The organism is Arcanobacterium hippocoleae, from assembly GCF_040360365.1.
GTDB classification, from domain to species: domain Bacteria; phylum Actinomycetota; class Actinomycetes; order Actinomycetales; family Actinomycetaceae; genus Arcanobacterium_A; species Arcanobacterium_A hippocoleae_A.
In genome coordinates this window covers 1,825,682-1,846,485 of sequence record NZ_CP136412.1, presented here as the reverse complement: position 1 = coordinate 1,846,485, position 20,804 = coordinate 1,825,682, and the positions used below count along the sequence as shown (strand labels likewise).

25 protein-coding genes and 3 pseudogenes are annotated in these 20,804 nt (G+C 45.9%); 14 read left to right on the top strand and 14 right to left on the bottom strand.

The window, feature by feature from the left end; all coding sequences use genetic code 11:
- Window positions 1–2: 2 nt before the first annotated feature.
- From RQN30_RS09555 to ychF, 5 genes and pseudogenes are all read right to left on the bottom strand, one after another.
- A pseudogene (locus tag RQN30_RS09555) lies at window positions 3–502 on the bottom strand (MptD family putative ECF transporter S component).
- An 871-nt stretch (window positions 503–1,373) separates the two neighbouring features.
- Window positions 1,374–1,688: a type II toxin-antitoxin system RelE/ParE family toxin gene (locus RQN30_RS09550; protein WP_353060273.1), complete on the bottom strand. Its 315-nt coding sequence runs from the start codon at window positions 1,686–1,688 to the stop codon at window positions 1,374–1,376.
- 2 nt (window positions 1,689–1,690) lie between these two features.
- Window positions 1,691–2,020 carry a type II toxin-antitoxin system RelB/DinJ family antitoxin gene (locus RQN30_RS09545; RefSeq protein ID WP_353060272.1) on the bottom strand — a complete coding sequence of 110 codons (330 nt, stop codon included), beginning with the start codon at window positions 2,018–2,020 and terminating at the stop codon, window positions 1,691–1,693.
- A gap of 243 nt (window positions 2,021–2,263) precedes the next feature.
- The gene (locus RQN30_RS09540; protein WP_353060271.1) at window positions 2,264–2,791 is read right to left on the bottom strand and encodes a hypothetical protein; all 528 of its coding nucleotides are present in this window, start codon (window positions 2,789–2,791) and stop codon (window positions 2,264–2,266) included.
- Window positions 2,792–2,958: 167 nt separating this feature from the next.
- Window positions 2,959–4,037: pseudogene (ychF, locus tag RQN30_RS09535) on the bottom strand (redox-regulated ATPase YchF).
- A gap of 234 nt (window positions 4,038–4,271) precedes the next feature.
- Here ychF and RQN30_RS09530 point away from each other — a divergent pair.
- Window positions 4,272–5,504: a DNA recombination protein RmuC gene (locus tag RQN30_RS09530; protein WP_353060270.1), complete on the top strand. Its 1,233-nt coding sequence runs from the start codon at window positions 4,272–4,274 to the stop codon at window positions 5,502–5,504.
- A gap of 2 nt (window positions 5,505–5,506) precedes the next feature.
- On the opposite strand, the pseudogene RQN30_RS09525 reads toward RQN30_RS09530, so the two are convergent.
- A pseudogene (locus RQN30_RS09525) lies at window positions 5,507–6,630 on the bottom strand (4-hydroxy-3-methylbut-2-enyl diphosphate reductase).
- A gap of 65 nt (window positions 6,631–6,695) precedes the next feature.
- Between RQN30_RS09525 and xseA the strand changes: the two are divergent.
- The 4 genes from xseA to RQN30_RS09505 are packed head-to-tail and all read left to right on the top strand — an operon-like array spanning window position 6,696 to window position 9,303.
- Window positions 6,696–8,021: an exodeoxyribonuclease VII large subunit gene (gene xseA / locus RQN30_RS09520; RefSeq protein WP_353060269.1), complete on the top strand. Its 1,326-nt coding sequence runs from the start codon at window positions 6,696–6,698 to the stop codon at window positions 8,019–8,021.
- Window positions 8,008–8,334, top strand: coding sequence for an exodeoxyribonuclease VII small subunit (locus RQN30_RS09515; RefSeq protein WP_353060268.1), 327 nt, complete (start codon window positions 8,008–8,010; stop codon window positions 8,332–8,334). Before xseA ends, RQN30_RS09515 begins: the two co-directional genes overlap by 14 nt.
- A gap of 1 nt (window position 8,335) precedes the next feature.
- On the top strand, window positions 8,336–8,767 hold the full coding sequence (locus RQN30_RS09510; RefSeq protein WP_353060267.1) for a PfkB family carbohydrate kinase: 432 nt from the start codon (window positions 8,336–8,338) through the stop codon (window positions 8,765–8,767).
- A 41-nt stretch (window positions 8,768–8,808) separates the two neighbouring features.
- Window positions 8,809–9,303, top strand: coding sequence for a carbohydrate kinase family protein (locus tag RQN30_RS09505; RefSeq protein WP_491608669.1), 495 nt, complete (start codon window positions 8,809–8,811; stop codon window positions 9,301–9,303).
- Between the two features lie 21 nt (window positions 9,304–9,324).
- Here RQN30_RS09505 and RQN30_RS09500 read toward each other — a convergent pair whose 3' ends face one another.
- Window positions 9,325–10,086, bottom strand: coding sequence for an isoprenyl transferase (locus RQN30_RS09500; protein WP_353060266.1), 762 nt, complete (start codon window positions 10,084–10,086; stop codon window positions 9,325–9,327).
- A gap of 198 nt (window positions 10,087–10,284) precedes the next feature.
- Between RQN30_RS09500 and trhA the strand changes: the two genes are divergently transcribed.
- Window positions 10,285–11,112, top strand: coding sequence for a PAQR family membrane homeostasis protein TrhA (gene trhA, locus RQN30_RS09495; RefSeq protein WP_353060265.1), 828 nt, complete (start codon window positions 10,285–10,287; stop codon window positions 11,110–11,112).
- Between the two features lie 155 nt (window positions 11,113–11,267).
- On the opposite strand, the gene RQN30_RS09490 is transcribed toward trhA, so the two are convergent.
- Window positions 11,268–11,945 (bottom strand): PIG-L family deacetylase, encoded by a 678-nt coding sequence (locus tag RQN30_RS09490; protein WP_353060264.1) that lies wholly within the window; start codon window positions 11,943–11,945, stop codon window positions 11,268–11,270.
- Window positions 11,942–12,148 (bottom strand): PIG-L family deacetylase, encoded by a 207-nt coding sequence (locus tag RQN30_RS09485; protein ID WP_353060263.1) that lies wholly within the window; start codon window positions 12,146–12,148, stop codon window positions 11,942–11,944. Before RQN30_RS09485 ends, RQN30_RS09490 begins: the two co-directional genes overlap by 4 nt.
- 658 nt (window positions 12,149–12,806) lie before the next feature.
- On the opposite strand from RQN30_RS09485, the gene RQN30_RS09480 reads away from it, so the two are divergent.
- The 4 genes from RQN30_RS09480 (at window position 12,807) to RQN30_RS09465 (ending at window position 14,711) form a co-directional block, all read left to right on the top strand.
- Complete coding sequence (locus RQN30_RS09480) at window positions 12,807–13,199, top strand: hypothetical protein (protein WP_353060262.1); 393 nt, start codon at window positions 12,807–12,809, stop codon at window positions 13,197–13,199.
- Window positions 13,142–13,279, top strand: coding sequence for a GreA/GreB family elongation factor (locus tag RQN30_RS09475; protein WP_353061832.1), 138 nt, complete (start codon window positions 13,142–13,144; stop codon window positions 13,277–13,279). The genes RQN30_RS09480 and RQN30_RS09475 overlap by 58 nt, the downstream gene beginning before the upstream one ends.
- A 193-nt stretch (window positions 13,280–13,472) precedes the next feature.
- Window positions 13,473–14,144, top strand: coding sequence for a peptide-methionine (S)-S-oxide reductase MsrA (gene msrA, locus RQN30_RS09470; RefSeq protein ID WP_353060261.1), 672 nt, complete (start codon window positions 13,473–13,475; stop codon window positions 14,142–14,144).
- A gap of 150 nt (window positions 14,145–14,294) precedes the next feature.
- Window positions 14,295–14,711, top strand: coding sequence for an FKBP-type peptidyl-prolyl cis-trans isomerase (locus RQN30_RS09465; RefSeq protein ID WP_353060260.1), 417 nt, complete (start codon window positions 14,295–14,297; stop codon window positions 14,709–14,711).
- A 285-nt stretch (window positions 14,712–14,996) separates the two neighbouring features.
- Here RQN30_RS09465 and RQN30_RS09460 read toward each other — a convergent pair whose 3' ends face one another.
- Together RQN30_RS09460 and RQN30_RS09455 are read right to left on the bottom strand one after the other, a co-directional pair.
- Window positions 14,997–15,536: a Bax inhibitor-1/YccA family membrane protein gene (locus RQN30_RS09460; RefSeq protein ID WP_491608727.1), complete on the bottom strand. Its 540-nt coding sequence runs from the start codon at window positions 15,534–15,536 to the stop codon at window positions 14,997–14,999.
- A gap of 26 nt (window positions 15,537–15,562) precedes the next feature.
- Window positions 15,563–15,826, bottom strand: a complete 264-nt coding sequence (locus tag RQN30_RS09455; protein WP_353060258.1) for a hypothetical protein — start codon at window positions 15,824–15,826, stop codon at window positions 15,563–15,565.
- A 390-nt stretch (window positions 15,827–16,216) separates the two neighbouring features.
- Here RQN30_RS09455 and RQN30_RS09450 point away from each other — a divergent pair, with 390 nt between their 5' ends.
- The 4 genes from RQN30_RS09450 to RQN30_RS09435 all read left to right on the top strand — a co-directional run bounded on the left by RQN30_RS09450 (window position 16,217) and on the right by RQN30_RS09435 (window position 18,399).
- The gene (locus RQN30_RS09450) at window positions 16,217–16,339 is read left to right on the top strand and encodes an aureocin A53 family class IId bacteriocin (protein ID WP_353061831.1); all 123 of its coding nucleotides are present in this window, start codon (window positions 16,217–16,219) and stop codon (window positions 16,337–16,339) included.
- Window positions 16,340–16,406: 67 nt separating this feature from the next.
- Window positions 16,407–16,688 carry a hypothetical protein gene (locus RQN30_RS09445; RefSeq protein ID WP_353060257.1) on the top strand — a complete coding sequence of 94 codons (282 nt, stop codon included), beginning with the start codon at window positions 16,407–16,409 and terminating at the stop codon, window positions 16,686–16,688.
- Window positions 16,689–16,783: 95 nt separating this feature from the next.
- Complete coding sequence (locus RQN30_RS09440; RefSeq protein ID WP_353060256.1) at window positions 16,784–17,497, top strand: hypothetical protein; 714 nt, start codon at window positions 16,784–16,786, stop codon at window positions 17,495–17,497.
- Window positions 17,497–18,399, top strand: a complete 903-nt coding sequence (locus RQN30_RS09435; protein WP_353060255.1) for an ABC transporter ATP-binding protein — start codon at window positions 17,497–17,499, stop codon at window positions 18,397–18,399. The genes RQN30_RS09440 and RQN30_RS09435 overlap by 1 nt, the downstream gene beginning before the upstream one ends.
- 41 nt (window positions 18,400–18,440) lie before the next feature.
- On the opposite strand, the gene RQN30_RS09430 is transcribed toward RQN30_RS09435, so the two are convergent.
- From RQN30_RS09430 to RQN30_RS09420, 3 genes are all read right to left on the bottom strand, one after another.
- A complete protein-coding gene (locus RQN30_RS09430) occupies window positions 18,441–19,100 on the bottom strand; it encodes a response regulator (protein WP_353060254.1) in 660 nt (219 codons plus the stop codon).
- Window positions 19,093–20,076 carry a hypothetical protein gene (locus RQN30_RS09425; RefSeq protein ID WP_353060253.1) on the bottom strand — a complete coding sequence of 328 codons (984 nt, stop codon included), beginning with the start codon at window positions 20,074–20,076 and terminating at the stop codon, window positions 19,093–19,095. The genes RQN30_RS09430 and RQN30_RS09425 overlap by 8 nt, the downstream gene beginning before the upstream one ends.
- Window positions 20,077–20,224: 148 nt before the next feature.
- The gene (locus RQN30_RS09420; protein WP_353060252.1) at window positions 20,225–20,440 is read right to left on the bottom strand and encodes a hypothetical protein; all 216 of its coding nucleotides are present in this window, start codon (window positions 20,438–20,440) and stop codon (window positions 20,225–20,227) included.
- Window positions 20,441–20,804 lie beyond the last annotated feature (364 nt).

Genomic DNA, 20,804 nt, shown 5'->3' with positions numbered 1-20,804 from the left:
AATCAGGCAATACCCGCTTTATTAAAATGCTTGTGCAAAACTTTTACTCCAACCCATCCGCCCAGTAAAGAGATAATAAAAGCTGCAATTGCGAATATGCCAAGAATTTCCGGCGTGTAAAATGCGCGCATCTGATCAGCATATGCTTGCCCCATTTGCCGGGCGATATCAGCGTAGTAGGAATCTGCAGCATAAAAATCGGGAGCAACGGGCCGATATACCACAGCTGAAGAATCCCGTACGAAAAAATATTTTTCACCGAATTCGTATAGTTTCCAGATCGCGACAGCAAGTCAGCGATTAGTGAAGTTAAAATAGTGGAAGCGAGCGTGGTCCATGCGTGCCCGGTGAGCACCATCAAACTCCCGATAATAATGCCTAAAAATGTAAGCGCGCCAAAAGAACGAATCTTATTTAGCATTAAGATAATGACGGTTCCGTTGATAAGCCACACTAAGGGGAAACTAATCAGCATAAACTGCGGACCAAAGAAACCAAGCATCCCAATTGCGAAAAGTACTACGAAGTATATTGCGGTAAATACTCCGGTATATACAATTTTATGAGCTGCAACTCCCGATTCTGAGCGCGCAGTTAATTCCGGCATTTCCAGTTTTTCATTTTCATTAGCTGGCATTTGTACACCTTCCTATAGCGAACACTATTCATTATTAGGTTAGCATACCCTAACAATGAATGATATTCACTATTTTTAGAATTTTGATGTACTTTGCTGTAAATAGATTCAGCACATGTTTTATTGCCACAACTGCACACAAGCACCTGCACTAAGTTTTCAGAGCAGATATATCAGGTTACTTTTACTTGAGTTTTATTGCTGCGGGAATGAGGAAATATTTTCGCTGCACAATTAATGGAAACTCTATTCAAGCTACGTAAGTAACGGCAAGAACCAACTTTCCCCACGGAACGCCGCAAAAACAGATTCACTCATTTGGGAAACTCGGCAAGGCACTGGAATCTAAACGGCAAGGGCAACAAACAATGTTTTCTTTTATTGCCCGTCATTAATGCTGCTCCTGCCAAAGCCCAGATTTCACGACTAGCAGCACAAAACTAGCAACATCCGATAACTTATACCCTGCTGTGTACCGTCTTCAGCAGCCATTCATCAGATTACTCAAGGTATCTCTGCATTGAGATTATTCCTGCGTTGATGCAGATTGGATTGTTAAATAAACCGAAAGCACACAATTCTACGATTGTGCGCTTTCAGAACCTATTTATCAGCCGATACTCACCGCAGCAGGTTTTACACATTAAACCTAAACTCCGCCCAGTACACACTTCAATCTCGATATTCTTTGACACGGTAGTAATAGTGATGGTAGTAGTCTTCGTGATTAACTAATTCATCCTCTTAACTGTTCAGCTATGTCGCGGCCAGCATACAGAATCCGCACGACTACTACTGAATTACTCAGCTCATCCGCATGATAAAAGATTTCACAATTGCCGGCCTTAGTCACTCGCACTTGCACAGCACCCATCGCTAGATCGTCTAGCACTCTGTGACGCAAAGGATACTCAGCGAGGCTACGAATCCTCAATCTGATTGCCTCTTCAATATGATTCGCCACCTGCGGAGCACCCAAATCCCAAGCAAGGTAGACGTAAATGTCGGCCAAGTCCGCCTGCGCCTCAGCCGAATAGGCGATGTCCCGCATTTTTAACGTCCGATTGCACTCACACTGGCGCGAAGCGCGCTCATTGCCGCATCTACCTCGTCAGCTGTAGCGGTGCGACCAGCCGCAATCGAGTCGAGCCCTTTTTGGAGTTCATCGCGAAACTCTGCTTCACTCAAGCTCGCATGCGCCACAGGCACACCTGTGCGCGGACGGCTAGTCAGCGCAAACGGTATTCCACCTTGGATCACTACTTGCCGCAGAAACATATCCACCGCATTGCTCATAGGGATACCGAGTTTACTTAACACTTCTTCGGCGTTCTCTTTTACTTCTGGTTCTACCCGAGCAAACACCGTAGCACTTCGAGCCATAGCTGTTCCTTTCTCCGTCCTATTCACCATAATTCACATTAGCTAGCTTATAGCTAGCTAATAACTTACAGTATGACGAGCGCCGGATTGTTCGCGCTCCCGGCTCACTACTAGCAGCATCCCTCAGGAGTTGGACTCTGGAGCCGCCAGCCACTCGCGCGCCTTCCGGCAGACATCCCGAAACTGCGGGTGATCTTGCACGATCTGGCGCTGCCGCACGTAAAAGACATTTATTTTTAGTAATTATGCTTGCTGCTTTGAGTGCAGCTGCCCGGAAGCATCGATTGTCCAGATTTGATGTGAAGAGTCTGCAAATTCAAACCTAGTAATCATCCCCGCACCTTTCCCCTTAACAAGCAAATCCACAACTTCTGGTTTCAAGGACAAGTCAACAAGTGTTCCCCAATGATAAACCGGATGACTTGGAACGACGAACTGCCCCGGAGGTATCACGCTCAAGGCAAGAGGCTTATTCGGAGCGCGGCCATCAAGTTTTTGGCTTTCAATTTTAATATCAAAAATTGGTTTGGTTGATCCATTGTAAATATAGATTGCCCAATGTTCTGATTTATCTCTATTAGGCAAGCATGCACCCACCGCAAACACTAGCTCCGCCTGTTCACGCCGCATGGCAAGTGCTCGCTTTGAATCACGATTCTGCTCAATATTCAGCATTCGCTGACTGGACTTCCAGCTCATCGAAGCTGCGATAACAGCAAGAAGACCGCCGACTGCCGAAATCCAGTCAGCAAGACTGCCCATTTCAAACATCGTTCGTCCTAAACCTACTAGTGTTTTCTTTATCTATGCATAAATTTTCTCTTAATCGATCAATCTGAAACCAGCCTATACGAACCGGATACTGCAGGTTAGTTTCAGATTGAACAGCAATAGCGGAATAAGATAATCGCGAAAATCATTATCAATGCCGATAATGATTACACATTAAACCGAAACTCCACCACATCTCCGTCTTGCATTACGTATTCTTTGCCTTCCATGCGTACTTTGCCGTGTGCTTTACATTCTTGCATCGAGCCATATTCGAGCAGATCGGCAAAAGATACTACTTCCGCTTTAATGAAGCCACGCTCAAAATCAGTATGGATCACGCCAGCCGCCTGCGGGGCCGTCCACCCTTTGCGGATCGTCCAGGCGCGGGCTTCTTTCGGACCAGCAGTGAGATACGTTTGCAACCCGAGCGTATCGAATCCAACACGGGCAAGCTGATCAAGCCCTGATTCCTCTTGCCCTGCTTCCGCGAGCATCTCGCGAGCTTCATCTTCTGCAAGCTCTACCAGCTCTGCCTCAAATTTCGCATCTAGGAAAATTGCCTCTGCCGGCGCAACGAGTGCCCGTAGTTTTTCCTGCATTTCTTGATCTGCAAGGCCAGCATCGTCAGTGTTAAATACATAAATAAACGGTTTCGCCGTCATCAATTGGAACGACTTCAAGATGTCTGGATCAAGACCTCCGCCGGCAGCAGAAAGCGTCTTTCCTTGTTCAAGAATCGCGAGTGCAGCTTTTGCTGTTTCCACTACTTCTTTCTCAATTTTCTTTCCGGTCAGCTCCTTTTGCAGGCGCGGCAACTGCTTTTCCAGTGTTTGCATATCAGCAAGCACAAGCTCTGTAGTGATCGTTTCAATATCGGCTGCCGGATCCACTTTTCCATCTACATGCACCACATCAGGATCCGCAAAGGCCCGCGTGACCTGGCAGATCGCATCTGCCTCACGAATATTTGCAAGGAATTGATTTCCCAGCCCTTCACCTTCTGAAGCACCGCGCACGATCCCCGCAATATCCACGAACGACACTGTTGCCGGTAAAAGTTTTGCCGATCCGAAAATTTCGGCGAGTTTTTGCAACCGCGGATCCGGCAAAGGCACCACACCAACATTTGGTTCGATAGTTGCGAACGGGTAGTTTGCCGCAAGCACGGTTGCGCGAGTAAGCGCGTTAAAAGAGTTGACTTCCCGACGTTTGGGAGTCCTGCAATTCCAATTGTTAAAGCCACGCGCTTAAGTCTAGTGGGAATGGCGTGTTTGTGCGAATTTGGGGATGCACCTGAGTTTCGGGTGTGAAATTCGGCTAGCCGCAGGAAAAATTGCGTTTTATTCGTATTTGCGGGGGGCTGACGGCGTGCTCGCAGAATCAGATTTTTCCTCACAAAGATCACTTTTCCGCTTAATTTCAGGCTTTATCGAAAAAGCAAGGAATTTTCCAGGGAGCGGTCAGTTAATCTGTTTTCATGGAAATCAATGTAGTAATAATGATGCTTGCAATGCTTGCAATCGGTAGCGCAGCTGGTTTTTTCGCAGCTAAATTCCAAAATGCGAGCCAATTACGGCAGGTAGAATCAAAGGCAAGTGCTTTGCGTGAAGAACTTTTACTCACGCAAGGGCAATTGGAGCAATTACGGGTATCGAATCGTGAGCTATCTGCACGCCGCGAGGAGCACGGTGAGCTACTCCAAGCGCTCACCCCGCTGCAAAAGCAACTCGATTTAGTGAATCGGCAAGTATCTGCGCTTGATCAGCATACTGCCGGAGCATCAGAAAAATTGCTGAATCAGCTTGCAAATGATGCAAAATTACAGGCCGAGTTACGCAACACTGCAAATGAGCTCAGCTCCGCTCTTCGTTCCACCTCCGCGCGCGGAAATTGGGGCGAAATGCAGTTGCAACGTATTTTTGAAGCAGCTGGGATGATCGCGCACGTAGATTTTAGTTTGCAGCAGCAAAGTTCTAATTTCACGGACGGAATCTTAAGTAACGAAAAACGCGGGCTGCGCCCTGATGCTACCGTTCACTTACCAAATGGAGGGCATCTTGCGATAGACGCAAAAGTACCACTCAGCGCATATTTGAAAGCACAAGCGATCACCGGCAACGATGCTGCGCAAATCGCTGCAAAAGCACAGTATCTTAATACGCACGCTAAAGCGCTGGCTGCGCATGTAAAAGAATTAGTGAAACGGAATTATCCTGCAGATTTTACCGATTCTCCGCAACTCACAGTGCTGTTTGTACCTTCAGAAGCATTGCTTGCTGAAGCACTTGAGCGCGATCCAACACTGCTTGAGAATTCTTTTCGTGACGGCGTAGTGCTTACTTCACCTACTTCACTACTTGCATTACTGCGAGCAATTGCCACGATTTGGGCATCATCTGCAGCCACCACTGAAGCAGCAAAAATCGTAAATCTTGGGCGCACACTGATTGATCGCTTAAACGTTACAACAAAACACTTAAACTCACTCGGAAAGTCTCTCAGCGCTTCAGTAAAACACTACAATTCCGCATTAGGTTCATTAGAATCACGCGTACTAACCGCTGCAAGGCAGTTTGATTCGATCGAAACGGAAGGGCTGGAATTAACGCAAACAGCTTTGCAGATCAGTGCGGAAGCAGGGCAAGTGCGGCAATTTGTCGATCAAAGATTCACGATTCAAGAATCAGACTCCGACGAAAATCTATTTTAGATTCACTTTGTGTTCTGACTCGAACGCGCATTAGATACCGGCATATCCTTGTCACGCGGCCGATGCGGCCGGTCTACATCCATACCAGTTTCTTTCAAATCTGAACGGAGATTCTTCGGCAATGAAAAATGCACATCCTCACGCACAGTTGTTACGTTCTCCACCTCAGTAAAACCGTGCGACTTTAACAAGTCAACCACATCGCGAACAAGAATTTCCGGCACAGATGCACCAGAAGTAACGCCAATTGTTTTTGCGTCCGTATACCAGCTCGGATCAACCTCACTTGCTTTATCTACACGGTAAGCACTGCCGGCACCAGCTTCAAGAGCGACCTCAACAAGGCGTACAGAATTAGATGAGTTTGCCGAACCGACCACAATCACAATATCGGCACGCGGCGCCATTTCTTTTACCGAACCTTGACGGTTCTGGGTGGCGTAACAAATATCGTCCGATGGCGGATCAAGCAAATTCGGAAACCGCTGCCGTAAGCGGCTCACCGTCTTCATTGTTTCATCTACAGAAAGCGTCGTCTGAGAAATCCACACAACCTTATTCGGATTACGAACCTGAATTGAATCAACATCTTCGGGACCATTAACCACCTGGATATGCCGCGGAGCTTCACCCTGCGTACCTTCCACTTCCTCGTGGCCAACATGTCCGATTAGCAAAATATCATAATCTTCATCAGCGAAACGCACAGCCTGTTTATGTACTTTCGTCACAAGCGGGCAGGTAGCGTCAATAGTTCGCAGCGAACGCCTGCGCGCCTGTTCATGAACAAGAGGAGAAACTCCATGTGCCGAAAACACAACTCGCGCCCCTCAGGCACATCTTCAGTTTCATCAACAAAAATAGCTCCCCGCTCCGTGAGCGTTTCCACTACGAACTTGTTATGCACAATCTCCTTGCGCACATAAATCGGGGTACCATAAAGTTCTAAAGCTTTCTCTACAGCATCTACAGCACGGTCCACACCTGCGCAATATCCGCGCGGAGTAGCAAGCAAAATTTTCTTCCCTTCAGGTGACGGCGCAGAAGAAACATCTGCAGGAAAAGCCGAAGCACCTGCCAGCGATACCTTGGTCTGATTTGCAGAATTACCATCAGAATGAACCATCAAAAATCCTCTCAAAAGAGCAACTGAATCCCACATTACCAGCAAGGAGTGAAAGAATTACAGCCATGAAAACCCCCGCTCAAATTCCGTCGAATCTGCCGCAGTTAGCTGCGCAAACCACACCAGACCGCCCTTGGCCGCTCCGAATACTTTCAGCAAAAATTGCAGAATACGTAAGCAAAATGTCTCGCCTGTGGGTCGAAGGTGAGATTATCACTCTTGTGCGGCGCCAAAACGCCAAAATCCAGTATTTCACACTCGCCGATCTCGAAGAAAAAGTTTCGATTAACGTCAAAATTTTCACTCACGCATTACCGGCCGGAATCGAATCGGGTTCACGTGTGATAGTTTGTGCAAAACCGGATTTTTGGCCTGGGAACGGGTCATTATCACTTTTCGCAGACGAAGTGCGAGCCGTCGGCATTGGAGATATTCTCGCCCGAATTGAACAGCTCAAGCAGCGTCTCGCAGCCGAAGGGCTTTTTTCCGCAAGCCGGAAAAAGCCGCTCCCTTTTCTTCCGCGCAAAATTGGGCTAATCTGCGGCCGGAACACGAAAGCGATGCACGATGTGGTAGTCAATGCGAAAGCTCGTTGGGCGAGTGCAAAGTTCGAAATCCGCGAAGTCCAAGTACAGGGAATCGGATCAGTTCCAGCAATGCTCACCGCTTTAAAAGAACTAGACACACTTTCAGAAATAGACGTTATCGTTTTTGCACGCGGAGGCGGATCTGTCGAAGATTTACTCCCCTTTTCCGACGAACAACTCGTGCGCGCAGTTGCCGCAGCAAGCACTCCCGTCGTCTCTGCAATCGGTCATGAAACCGATAACCCTGTGCTTGATTTCGTAGCCGACTACCGCGCTTCTACTCCTACCGATGCCGCCAAGAACATCGTGCCGGATGTCAACGAAGAAAAACAGAAACTCTTTGAAATAACCCGACGGCTCCATAATGCTTTTGAAAATAAAATAAATATTCTCAAATCTGAGCTTACGCAAATCCGCGAACGTCCAATATTTACAAAGCCGGAAGTGCTGATTGATGTGCGCGCCGATGAACTCACCACTTTTCGTAATGCTATTCACACAAGCATGAATCATAAAATTGAACTTTCCACTACCGATTTAGCAGGTATTTTGTCCCATCTTCGGACTTTATCCCCACATTCAACGATTTCCCGCGGTTACAGTGTGTTACGTAAGAGTAATGGCGGCGTCATCACTAGTATTGCTACAATCTCAGAAAAAGATGCTATTGAAGCAATTTTACAAGACGGATTTATCTCCTTGAATGTCGCTGGCATAAGAACAAAAACTTCACAGATTCACAGCACAGAAAATACAGATTCCCAAAAGCAGCAATCAAAAAGGAGCAAAAATGAACACAAATAATCTAATGCCAGCTCCCACCGCTGCGCAGCTTGAAGAAAACGCTGCAAACCTCAGCTACGAAGAAGCCCGTGCAAAACTTGTAGAAATCGTCAGCAGGCTGGAACAAGGAAATATTCCGCTCGAAGAAGCAATTACGCTCTGGGAGCTTGGTGAAGCTCTTGCCCGCCGATGTGAATCATGGCTCGACGGCGCCCGCGAAAGACTCGCCAAAGCACAAGCGCGAGCCGCTGCCGCAAGTAATGATTTTCACGGTTCCAATGCTGAGAATACAGAAAAACGACAATCCGTAAATATTGAAAATCAAGAGGCATAAAATGTCAATGCTAGTAATCGGGGAGTCACTTATCGATGTCTTCTACAATTCCGATAATCAGGCAGATGCTCGGCTGCCTGGAGGATCTCCGCTGAACGTCGCAATTGGACTTTCGCGTCTTGGACGGGATATTTCACTCCTTACCCGTATCGGAAACGATCCCGACGGCAAGCTAATTCAAGAATATTGCGAGCATGAAGGCGTAGCGCTTATCCCCGGTTCAGTCACTGCCGAACCAACCTCCTTAGCTCATGCCCAGATTGCCGCAGACCGTTCTGCAGTCTACCGTTTCGATATCCATTCGGATTATCCGCATCCGCCTACAGACCCAGAAGAACGCGCTGCACTATTAGAAACAGCCCCGCAGCTAATTCACTTTGGATCAGTTGGCGCACATCTCGCCCCGGAAGCGAAACACTCAAAGAATGGCTAAATTTTTATAAAGACACCTCCACAATTTCGTACGACCCGAATGTGCGCCTAAATTTAGTCGGACCAAAAGAACGTGTAATTGCCCAAATTGAAGATTTTATACCTTTTATTGATATCTTCAAAGCGTCATATGAAGATTTGGCTGCGCTTTACGGAGATATTGAACCTGCAGAAATTGCACAAAAGTTCCTTAGCAGCGGTGTAAAACTAATAACTATCACTTATGGCGGGAATGGTCTTGAAATTTTTTCTGCACAGCACCGCGTTCGAATTCCGGCAATCAAAGTGCAGGTAGTAGATACTGTCGGCGCCGGAGATTCGCTTATGTCCGCGCTTATCGACGGTCTTGCGCGCATCTCAATGCTGGGAGCCGAAGATAAAACTGGTCTCGCAAATATTTCCAAAGGGATGCTTGTCTCCCTTGGAGCTTTTGCTGCCACTGCCGCCAGTATTACTGTCTGCCGGCAGGGAGCAAATCCGCCCACACGCAAAGAAGTGGCAGCACAGTCAGACCGGTATTCCGTCGGCGCACTCTGAGTTTGCCGCTAAATCCCGTCATTATTTCCCAAGACGCCGGTCACGCAGTGAATAGTCACGTAAAGCACGCAAAAAATCGGTGCGGCGAAAATCCGGCCAGTAGGTTTCGCAGAAATAGAATTCTGTATGTACCGTCTGCCAGAGCAAAAATCCGCTCATGCGCTGCTCGCCGGAAGTACGGATAATCAAATCCGGATCCGGCTGCCCCCGCGTATACATATGATTGGTAATTTCTTCCATCGAGATTCTGTCGGCAACTTCTGCCAGATTCGCGCCGTGCTCTGCCTGTTCTCGCAGATATGACTGCACTGCCCGCGTAATTTCCTGCCGTCCGCCGTAGCCAATTGCCACATTTACTTTCATGCCGGCACAATCTGCGCTGCGCGCACAAGCTTCCTGAATTCTTTGTGAAATCGTTTTTGGAAGTAAATCTAAATCCCCAATCGGCAGGAGCCGCCAGCGGCCGGTCTGGGAAAGGGTTTCAACTAGCCGTGCAATAATATCAAGTAAATCGGAGAGTTCACCTTTCGCCCGTGAAAGATTATCTGTCGAAAGCATCCACAAAGTGACAATCTCGATCCCAGATTCGTCACACCAACCGAGAACTTCACTCACATGGTCTGCACCTTTGCGATGCCCGGAGGCAGTTGCGACACCAAGCGATTTTGCCCAGCGCCGATTACCATCCAAAATAATTCCCACATGCGCAGGAAGATTTTTTCCGACGACTTGGCGGTTAAGCCGGCGTTCATAAAGCGAATAAAGAAACTCGGGCACACGCATAAAATCACCTTCGCTTTAGCTAGCACAACTTTACCAATAAAACTTTGTCCGCAAATTCATTCTAACCGACAATCCGAATACCGCATTACAATTCTTAATATCTAATCAATTCTTAATATCTAATCAAAACGGCAGTTGGAAAGCTGCGGGATAAAGAAATAAACTCGAAGCAGAAATCATCCTGACACTGGAGGAAATATGACGAGCGTACGTGAAAATAAAAAGCTTATTTCAACACAGAATGCTCAAACTAAGCCGAAGCAAAAGAAAAATGACGCCGGCAGCTTCAATTCAAACTGTGCAGAAACCAAAACCAGTGCAAAACATTCGGCGGTATCAGCCAATGCACGCGTTTCGAAAATAAGACGTGCAAAAATTCACCGCGAGCAACTTCCAAAAACGAAACTGCGCGGCTGGATTCACCTCACGACCACTCCGCTTGCTCTCGCGAACTCGATTGTACTTCTTTGCTTTACCACCACAGGCGGGCAAGCATTTTCCGTCGTACTCTACCTGATTGCAGGTCTGGTGCTATTTGGCTGCTCTGCCACTTACCATATTGGAAATTGGAATCCCCGCACGAAATCAATTCTGCGCAGATTAGATCACGCAAACATTTTTCTCCTCATTGCCGGTACGTATACCCCGACTTCAGCGATTTTACTTTCACCAAGCCAAACTATACTTGTCCTTTCGATTATTTGGGGCGGATCAATTATTGGAATTTTAATGCACGTATTTTGGATTAATTCCCCGCGTTGGCTATATGTGATTCTCTATGTTCTTCTCGGATGGGTAGCCGTTTGGTTTCTTCCCGAGTTTTGGGTTAACGGCTCTCCGGCAGTGGTTGTGCTGCTGCTTTGCGGCGGCGGCGCGTACACTATCGGCGCAATGTTTTATGCTTTCCGTTGGCCTAATCCATGGCCGAAATATTTCGGATTCCATGAATTCTTCCATTTGGGTACTGTCGCCGGATACGCTTGCCACGCAGTTGCAATTTGGCTTGCGCTGTTCATTGTGAGCTGAGGTTAAGGCGCCGTGCGATATTCATAATCGATATTCATAATCGATATTCACGGCTGCCGCCCTGCCGCAAGTGCGCTTGCTTCGCTGCAGTTATTTTTTGCTGTTTCATAATATTTATTTGCCTGCGGTTTCCCAAACTTTATTGTTTATAAAAGCTAAGGCAGTATTGCTACTCCGGGAATCCGTTCAAAGAGGTCGTGTTCTTCATATTGCGGCATTCCAACGGCGCTTTGTGCCAGAAAGAATTCTTCCCATGGCCAGACAGCTGCTTCAATGCTGCGCGGAACACTAAAGAAGAATCCATCCGGATCTATTTGGGTCTGGTGCGCCCGAAGTGCGCTGTCGCGCTGCGGGAAGAAATCGGCAACATTAATCTTCGCATGCGAAACCTTGCTGCGCTGTAATTTCTCATGTTTCCGCCAATCGATTAAATTCGATTCAAGCCCGCAAGCCCGCATTGCTCCATCGAGAGCAGTCATCCGCGGAATGGAAAAGGTAACATCGTAATAGACTTTCGAAATTTTCCATGGTTCACCATCGGCAGGAGAAAATTCCGGATCAGCTGCAGCGGCAACACTGGCAAGCGCTGTCTGATGAGCACGAATATGATCAGGATGCGGATATCCGCCATTTTCGTCATAACACGTGAGAACTTGCGGACGGAACCGGCGAATCTGTGTTACAAGCTTCGCCACTGGTTCTTTCAACGGCAAATCTGCAAAACAACCTTTCGGCAATTTCTGCGGTGAAGCCGCATTCAAATCTGGAAAACCAGAATCTTCGAATCCGAGCCAAACATGCTCGATTCCGAGACAATTAGCCGCTGCTTTCATTTCGCGGCGCCGGATATCACAAATTTTTTGTACACTTCCGGAATATCGGCAAGATTCGGGTTGAGTATATCGCCGCGTTCACCGCCGGTGCAGGTAACTACGCATACGCGCCCGGCTTGTGCATATTTTGCTGTCATGCCCGCTCCTTTTGATGATTCATCATCAGGATGCGCGTGCACTGCCATCAAGCGGCGTTCTTCCATCTGCTTCCTCCTCTCCCCGAAATGCAGCTATTCCAAACATTCAGCTAGTTTCGATGTGAATGTTTTCTATCCAACCCTACTCCATTTTAATTTATAATTAAACTACCTTTGAATGCGGGATCCAACTTTACGCCAGTCTGCCGCTCCAATCCTGCAAATATTTTCCGGATAAAACACATTTCACAGAAACGATTCCACCGGTGAACTGCCGCGCAGCAGACATGAAAAACATGAAATATGCGCACACTAAACACGAAATATGGAAATCGTGAAAACATAAACACGTCGGGAAACCACAAAATTTTCGCGTGCAGGAAAAACTGCGGACACGGCTCTGCACAATCCAAAACTTAAGATAGACTCATCTCATCTAAAGCTCCGGCTTACTAAATGAATATTCCGCCGCAGTAGCACGCCGTCATCCGCCGCGATACTCGGGCTATTAGCAGATCAATCTTGAGTCGATATGGCGAAATTGAATTTGGTGCGAGATTTTTCGCTACGGCGTATTTATGTTTACACGTCGGTATAATCGAAAAATAAACTCGCAGCAGATTAAGCTTGAGCACCGATACGATAAACTTTTACAATTGCCGTTCCGAGCACTGTCAATTGATTTGCTGCACGGGGCGGTTAACGTCATTTATAGGAGTAGAATATGGCAGAAAGCACCTGGCTTTCCAAAGAAAGCTATGAACGTCTCGCAAAAGAACTTGAGACTTTAAAAACCACCGGCCGTACCGAAATTGCGGAACGAATCGAAGCAGCACGCTCAGAGGGAGATCTTTCGGAAAACGGCGGATACCATGCTGCACGTGAAGAGCAGTCGAAGATGGAAGGGCGGATTCAGGAACTAACCTACCTGCTGGACCATGCCGAAGTTGGAGAAAACCCAACTAACACCGAAAATGTGGCGCCAGGACTAATCATCACCGCACAGGTGAATGAGAACAAAAACGTTTTATGCTCGGAGCCCGTGAAGCAGCTGCAGATATTGACATTGATGTCTATCCGCAAACAGCTCCGCTCGGCGCAGCGATTCTTGGATTAAAAGTCGGCGACAAAACCTCATATATCGCACCTAATGGCAAAGAATTCCAAGTGGAAGTCCTAAATATTGAAACAGTTTAGGCCGCTTTAAGAGATTTGCGGGGCGGAGCAGCTGCCAGCAGTCCGTCCCGCAGAAGCTTCCCTCCTTTGCAGATTCTCCTCTCCCCGAAAAATCATTACAATACGTTGAAATGCGAGTTCAGGATTTTTCTTCCGATATGAAAATCAACCAGTGAATTCGATAAGAAAATTCAACCAGAGAATTGGAAGTACCATGTTCATTTTCCGCAAACCCCCAGAAATGGTCACACCTGAAGCAGCGCTTCCTGGACGCAGTGAGCCAGTTCTTTCCCAACCTGCGCCTCACGCAGTTAATGGATCCGATATTCTTAGCCGTCCCGACGGCCATGAAGTTATCTTTCTTGCTGCCGGCTGTTACTGGGGAGTGGAAGAAATCTATTGGGAGATGGATGGCGTAACTACGACGGCTGTTGGATTCATGGGCGGATACACACCAAACCCGACTTACGAAGAAGTTTGCACTGGTCTCACCGGACACACCGAAACAGTCCGCGTAGTTTACAATCCAAAACAGATTTCAACAGGAGAAATTCTAAAGACTTTCTTTGAATGTCACGATCCAACCTCGCAAAATCGGCAGGGCAATGATATCGGCACACAATACCGATCAGCAATTTTCACCACCGCAGATTCACAATTTGCGGTAGCCAACGAGTTAAAGGAATCCTACCAGCATGTGCTTTCAAAACATGCGAAAGGTGAAATCGCAACAGAAATCCACAGTCCAGGAACTGCAATTTTCTTTCCGGCTGAGGATTCACATCAGCAGTATTTAAAGAAAAATCCCGACGGATACCGCTGTCACAGTGCGTCAGGCATCGCCTGCCCGATTCCCGGCGCCGGACCGCTGCACCTGGATAATTAATCTCCGATTTGTATTACGAATTTTTGTATTACTTGCGCAAAAGACAGCAGGATTAGCAGCTTGACGCTGCACATGTTGCCAATCCTGCTGATGCGAAGGATAAACTTATACTGAACGTTTTCGACCGCTGAGTTTATTCAGCAGAACCTCATGGAGGCAATAATGGAAGTTACGATGCCGAAAGTTAGCGGCAAGTTTGGCGATACCCCAACGCTTACTTTTCCTGAAGAACCAGCACCGAAAGGGCTGCGTGTGGAAGTACTTGAAGCAGGAACCGGCGCTGTTGTGCGTGCTGGTCAAGAAATCGAAGTGAACTACCACGGGCAGATTTGGGCGGGCGAAATCTTTGATTCCTCGTATTATCGCGGCGAACCGTCGCGCTTTCCGATTGGAGTTGGGATGGTAATTCAGGGATGGGATCAAGCGCTTGTCGGGAAGCAAATCGGTTCCCGTCTGGTGATTTCAGTTCCGCCGAATAAGGGATACGGCGAAAACGGCAATCCGCGCGCAGGTATTTCCGGTACGGATACGCTTGTGTTTGTAGTAGATATTGTTGGCGCACACTAAACACGAGAAAACACACCTCCCAAACTTATATTCTCCGGTTGTGTGTACGCCCAGCCTGATTAACACCCAGCCTAATTAATTCGCGTCCGGAATTGCAGCAAAAGAACTGCAATTCCGCCGTAACGCTATTGCTTGCTTTGCTTCGAAGCCGTTTCGAAGCAATTTCGAATTGAAACTAAAAATGGATTCGGGGTTCGCAAATTTGTATTTCACGAACCTCGAATCCATTTGTTTCGATGATTGACGGTATCCTTGCAGCATCGCACAGCCGTCGTTAATTTTGTATTAACGATCTGAATAGAAAATCATCAGAATCCGCAGCACTTCAACATAAATCCAGAGAATCGTCATTACGATTGCGATTGCGCAGGTCCAAGCAAATCCTTTTGGAGCCTGATTTTCTACGGCGTACTGCACTTGTTCAAAGTCTGCAATCAGCATATATGCGGCAACAAAAAGCATGAGCACGCCAAGCAGCAGACCAAGCGGGATACCTGCTACCGTGACCAGACGCAGATTTTGCCCGCCGAACAGCATCACGCCAAGATTCACAAATGAGAAGATGATTCCGCCGAGCGCAACAACTATTACGAATTTCATACCGCGGGAGCTTGTGCGCACTGCACCGGAATAATGCAGACCAAGGCATACGGCTACGATTACTGCCGTTGCAACAATCGTTTGAAATGCGACGCCTGGAATGTAGATATCAACGAAACGAGTGATAGCTCCCAATGCAACACCTTCAAGCGCTGCATATGCAAGCGCTAATCCAGCTGGTACTACCCGTTTAACCGCAATCACCATACCGACAACAAATGCAATCAGCGAACCGCCAATTGCCAGAGCGCTTAGTAATGCCGGCGGAAAAGCAGTACTGCTGCGATACCGGCAGCAAGTGTGGTCCCAAGCAGTATTGCTGTCTTGTTCATCGCATCACGATAGGTCATGCGTTCCGCTTCCGGCTGCACCACAAACGCACTCTGCTCTGCCGCATATCCTTGCGGAGCATACTGTGCGGAGTAATCTGTCTGGTATTGAGTTTGATTAAACTGATTTGGCCGCGCAGCCCCCGCTTTGAAGTACGGGTTGCGCTCCATTACTGGGTTGCTCATTATTCTCCTTTAGTCACACGCCGCCGCACTCGATATTCTTCCAAAAAATGCATACGACGGTACCATCACAGGTTAGAACCTAGCTTGATCTTCGTATTTCTTGATTTATAGACGAAACACAATTAGGAAGCTAACAGGTAGAAACCTTCTACTTAGATGTAAGTCTAACGAACTACCGCAGAAAATCCGCAGACTGAAGAATGATTTTCCGCGCAGAGCGTGAATAGCACGAATATCGCCTCTCCCATAAAGTCAATAACACCGCCTCGATAAAAATCGAGGTAATACATCGATAAAGATCGACTTACATCGAATTGAGAAAAGTGTTTTCCTTAAAGAGACGCAAATTGCGTCAATAAAATCGAAACAAAAGAAGATTAAAATGGGGGCATTTTTCGCCTAATTCAATTAGTAGCAAAATATGGCAGCATCGCAATTAAATGCTGCTGGAATAATAAAGGAAAAATTCTCGAATGGATTTTCAACCAAGTTAAGCGCGCTATAGGTACCTAATGGTCAATAGCACAGTACTGGAACGGCTAGATTTCTCTGCCGCGCCTTCTAATATTAAAGGTTAGCAATGAATTTTCTGAATCTGTCTGCATCCGCGCTATCTGCCGTGCTGGCTGGAGCTGCTTTAATCTTCTTTGCGATTCAGTTCGCAATTGGATTCTTTTCCCACCACCTTTGGCAAAAATTTGTCATCCCCTTAATATGGCTGATTGCTTGCGTTTTCTTTGCAATTAGCAACAATCTTCATGAAATCAGAGATTATCTGATGATCTTGTTAGGATTCTTCATTCTCCTGGTTGTTGCAGGATTCGGAGAAGATATCCGCAAGAAAAGAGAAAGTAAAAAATAATCTGGAGCAATAATACTTGCTTTAACTTTGATAGTCGGCGCCCTGATCTCCGGCAAAAAGCCAAAAGACAAGCACATTAAATTGTCTGTATCTAAATGAACATTGATATGAAATCACAATTAATTTATTTAAAGTCTTTACGCAGCCAGCGCATCGTCTATGCGCTGTTACTGTTATTTTCGTTAATTATTACGGCACAATACACAACACAAGAAAAATCATTTACTGCAATGAACCACATACTGGATTTATTGCCGATGCTTGTCGGATGCTGCACCACTGCTGCTATTGCCAGTTTCCGTGCGGAAGGAATGCTTTATCTGCACCTTCTGCGTTATCCAAACAGAAGGATAGTGCTGCTGCAGACTCTTGGGGCCGCAGTGCTTTATGCCTCCGCAATAATGTGCACGATATTCTTTGTCTGTTTTGCCGAAAGCTGCGTAATACTACTAGTCAGCAATGGTGAAGCCGCTAATCCGCAAGTTATTTTTCCGATAGCAATTCGGTTCTTTTTACTTTTGATAGCTTTCTCTGCAGTAGGAGCGGCTATTGGAATTATCGGGCGCACTACGGCGCTTTCACTCACTCTTTATGTATCAATCATTTGGATTTTACCGATTGTATTAGTTTTCCTTTCACTAATCAGAAAAGGTCTTGACACTTTCGCGTCTCAATACACCATCGTCACGCTGTCCGTAAATTTCGCATTTGGAAGTTTTTCTCAGGCAGCTATCGCCTATTCATATTTCGCAATATGGATTGGCGTCTTAGCAGTTTTGGCATACTTAGGATTAAAGAGTGATCGGTAATGAATATTCTCAACGTTCAAAAAGTTTCGAAATTATACGGTAGTTTCTCCGCCTTAACAGACGTATCTTTCAGCGTAAATAGCGGATCAATTACTGCTTTACTTGGTCCGAATGGTGCTGGTAAAAGTTCTTTAATGCGAATTATTTGCGGATTATCTCAGCCGTCAAATGGTCAAATTACAGTTGATTCAAAAACCATCGCAGATATTAACCCGCCGGTAAAAGAAATAGGCGCCCTGCTTAATCCCGACTGGCTCGATAAGAGACTTACATGCGAAAACATTCTCAAAATCCAAACTAGTCTGCTCGGTATTAAAAGCTCACAAAGCGCTATTAAGGAAATTCTGTTTTCTGTCGGGTTAGAACAAGCGGCAAAAACTCGCGTCAAAAATCTCTCATTGGGAATGCGGCAAAGATTAGCACTTGCAGCAGCAACTCTTGGGGAGCCAAAACTGCTGATCCTAGACGAGCCGATGAACGGTTTAGATCCGCAGGGGATCCGCTGGCTCCGAGATAAATTACGTGATTATTGTAATAATGGCGGGAGCATCCTTATCTCTTCACACATCATCTCAGAGGTTTCGTTGATCGCCACAGATTTGATTGTTTTAAGCAAAGGTAAAATTCGGTTCAGCGGCAGCATTAACGAGATTCGTCCGATTACTGCGCACGCAACCCGTTTCACTACGGCGAATCCAGATATGCTGAATCTTCTTTTACAAGCCCTTGCACAAAAATACCCCGAAGCCCAATTCATATCCGGTGACGGCTTTACCGTCGGCAATGGAATCAAGCCGGAAAATGTATCTGCTGCAGCCTTGCAGGAAAAGGTTATTCTTACAGAGTTGATTGCAATGAACCCGTCGCTCGAAGATACTTACTTTCAGCTGGTCGAAGAGTAATATCTCCGTTAGTTCCAAATATATTGCAAGACTATCAACAGTTAATACCCGGCTCTGATTGCGGCGATTGTCAGTTCGCCGCGATTAGTGCACCCGGTAACCGAATACAATTTAGTGATATAGGTTCGCACTGTAGATTCAGTAATTTCAAGTTCTCGCGCAATATTTTTATTTGGCATAGCTTGAATCAGCAAATCAAACACCGTCCGAAGATAATGCGGCAAAGATTCGATTTTTTCACGAAATTCCTGATATTCGCTTTGTTTATTTTCTAAGGCGACATAACTGTGAGTGAGAATATCAGTTGGACGTTGGGTAAAAACAGATTTTCCAGCGTATGCTTCCTTAATTAGTTCCGCTAATTTAGCCGACGGAACATCTTTTGTAAGAAAACCACGCACATTTAACGCTAACGATTTCGCTAAAGATTCCTGATGCTCGAAAGCAGTAAGCATGATTACAGCAATATCTGGATACCTGCTGCGAATCTCTGCTGCCGCGGATATTCCATCAAGTACAGGCATATCAACGTCTAGTAAAACTATATCCGCACTATTGTGTGCTAAATATTGCAGAACCTGCTTTCCATTCTCAGCTGTCGCCGCAATTTTTAATCCGTCTCGATGATCGAGCAGCGAAGCTAACCCTTCACGTACAATCACATCATCATCAGCAAGTAAAATACGAATGTCACTACTCATCAGATTTCCCTTTATCAGCAATACTTGCGGTTATCACCCAACGATTTCCATCCCGCGTAAATGAAAGTTTTCCGCCTTCTTCAATGAATTTAGAATGCAAGTTCCGCAGCCCGAAACCGCCTGTAAAATGTGCCGACGGAAGTTTTTCCGCAATCGCATTCACCATCGTCAAATGTAACTCTTCACTATCACGTTCAATAAATAGGCTAACTTCGCTATTCGGTTCAGCGTATTTGAGTGCATTTGCCGCAGTTTCACGGATAAATAACGCAGCTATCAAAACTGTTTGCCGCTTTAACCCGACTTCAAATTCTGAATCCGCAACTATATTCAGCACTAAAGCCCGCGCCTGCAACATCATTTGTGATTCTTCAATTGCTTTTTGAATACTTGTTTCTTTTACTTCACATTGCAAATTCAAAATTATCGGACGGATTCTGCTTGAAGCATTCCGCGCAGTATTTTCAATAGGAGAAATATCGGAAGCGAGCTTTGGATATTTCATTGCAAGCTCCTCCAAAGAAATCATTACACGTGTTAAATCTTTTGCCACGTTATCATGCAAATGCAAAGCAAGGTTCGCACGAACTGCTTCAAGCGCTAACCGAGATTCTTCCCGCTCAGACACGAGTTTAGCTTCATAATTGTGTACTCGCTTTACAAGATTTCTTATTGCATACGCAATCATAAACACCAGGGTAAAAACTAAAATAGCTGCATAAGCACTTTCAAGCCAATCTGGCGATTGGAAAATATCAAGTATTAATACGCTAAGGAATAACAGGGTTGCAGGGATTATCCAGTTTCGATTAACAATCCACACTACTGCAATCACAGCTAAGCCGATTATCGAGAAAGCTAGCTGCTCACCATACTGTGTAAACGAAACTCCAATATAAAACACGATATAGAGCAAATCGCCAAATAATCCAAAAAATCCAGCAAATACCAAGATCAAAGCAAAACTTGTAGTCAAAAACAGATTTGAGAGAACTCCGCTGAATAAAGCTTCGTTAATACACTCAAGCAAAAAATCAAAAATGCAGCCACAAAACAAGAAATCCGATACCCGCCATCACGATGAAAATAATCTCAAATCTTCCCTAGTTTACGTGTTGCGTTTGTCATTTATTCTCACATCCGGGAAGAGCTAGTAAGAAGCTGCAAACAAGTTTATTGACATTATTCAGGGTTATGCCGCCAGTATGCGGCAGATACATATTAGCGGTATTAAAATTCGCAGCAGCAACTGAATCTAGATCACTCATCATAGCACTGCCGAAAAACAAAGCGGAAAAAGCCGCAGTAACCCAAACACATATTTTCGCCGATAAATCCATAAATGCAGCCCTTAATGCCATCGTAAATGCAAAATAAATTCATTTTGCTAGTGAGCAATAGTTTATTACTCCAACAATTAATATTAACTGAAATATTTTACGTTCAAAGTCTCAATAGACCTCGAAGCACCTCGATATCAAACCTCGATAAAGATCGAGTTACAAATCGAAGAATAAAAATTTATCAGCAAGATAAAATCAGGATTCCCAACGATTTATTCGGGAACTATCAATTAGTTTGCACAACACAAACCCGTGCGCACCGTATCTAAAAGCAGTGTTAAGCAGCAAATTGTGTGTCTTTATTTCGCGTTTTCACTGAGTGCGGTGCGGGAAAATTGGTATTGTTAAGTGTTTAGGCTTA

Coding starts and splice junctions, on each gene's coding strand:
- RQN30_RS09530 (WP_353060270.1), top strand. CDS start 4,272: ATGGAAATCAATGTAGTAATAATGATGCTTGCAATGCTTGCAATCGGT.
- RQN30_RS09445 (WP_353060257.1), top strand. CDS start 16,407: ATGAATTTTCTGAATCTGTCTGCATCCGCGCTATCTGCCGTGCTGGCT.
- RQN30_RS09545 (WP_353060272.1), bottom strand. CDS start 2,020: ATGGCTCGAAGTGCTACGGTGTTTGCTCGGGTAGAACCAGAAGTAAAA.
- RQN30_RS09490 (WP_353060264.1), bottom strand. CDS start 11,945: ATGAAAGCAGCGGCTAATTGTCTCGGAATCGAGCATGTTTGGCTCGGA.
- RQN30_RS09550 (WP_353060273.1), bottom strand. CDS start 1,688: ATGCGGGACATCGCCTATTCGGCTGAGGCGCAGGCGGACTTGGCCGAC.
- RQN30_RS09540 (WP_353060271.1), bottom strand. CDS start 2,791: ATGTTTGAAATGGGCAGTCTTGCTGACTGGATTTCGGCAGTCGGCGGT.
- RQN30_RS09465 (WP_353060260.1), top strand. CDS start 14,295: ATGGAGGCAATAATGGAAGTTACGATGCCGAAAGTTAGCGGCAAGTTT.
- RQN30_RS09435 (WP_353060255.1), top strand. CDS start 17,497: ATGAATATTCTCAACGTTCAAAAAGTTTCGAAATTATACGGTAGTTTC.
- RQN30_RS09420 (WP_353060252.1), bottom strand. CDS start 20,440: ATGGATTTATCGGCGAAAATATGTGTTTGGGTTACTGCGGCTTTTTCC.
- RQN30_RS09500 (WP_353060266.1), bottom strand. CDS start 10,086: ATGCGTGTGCCCGAGTTTCTTTATTCGCTTTATGAACGCCGGCTTAAC.
- RQN30_RS09480 (WP_353060262.1), top strand. CDS start 12,807: ATGGCAGAAAGCACCTGGCTTTCCAAAGAAAGCTATGAACGTCTCGCA.
- RQN30_RS09510 (WP_353060267.1), top strand. CDS start 8,336: ATGTCAATGCTAGTAATCGGGGAGTCACTTATCGATGTCTTCTACAAT.
- RQN30_RS09430 (WP_353060254.1), bottom strand. CDS start 19,100: ATGAGTAGTGACATTCGTATTTTACTTGCTGATGATGATGTGATTGTA.
- msrA (WP_353060261.1), top strand. CDS start 13,473: ATGTTCATTTTCCGCAAACCCCCAGAAATGGTCACACCTGAAGCAGCG.
- RQN30_RS09485 (WP_353060263.1), bottom strand. CDS start 12,148: ATGGAAGAACGCCGCTTGATGGCAGTGCACGCGCATCCTGATGATGAA.
- RQN30_RS09515 (WP_353060268.1), top strand. CDS start 8,008: ATGAACACAAATAATCTAATGCCAGCTCCCACCGCTGCGCAGCTTGAA.
- RQN30_RS09455 (WP_353060258.1), bottom strand. CDS start 15,826: ATGAGCAACCCAGTAATGGAGCGCAACCCGTACTTCAAAGCGGGGGCT.
- trhA (WP_353060265.1), top strand. CDS start 10,285: ATGACGAGCGTACGTGAAAATAAAAAGCTTATTTCAACACAGAATGCT.
- xseA (WP_353060269.1), top strand. CDS start 6,696: ATGAAAACCCCCGCTCAAATTCCGTCGAATCTGCCGCAGTTAGCTGCG.
- RQN30_RS09440 (WP_353060256.1), top strand. CDS start 16,784: ATGAACATTGATATGAAATCACAATTAATTTATTTAAAGTCTTTACGC.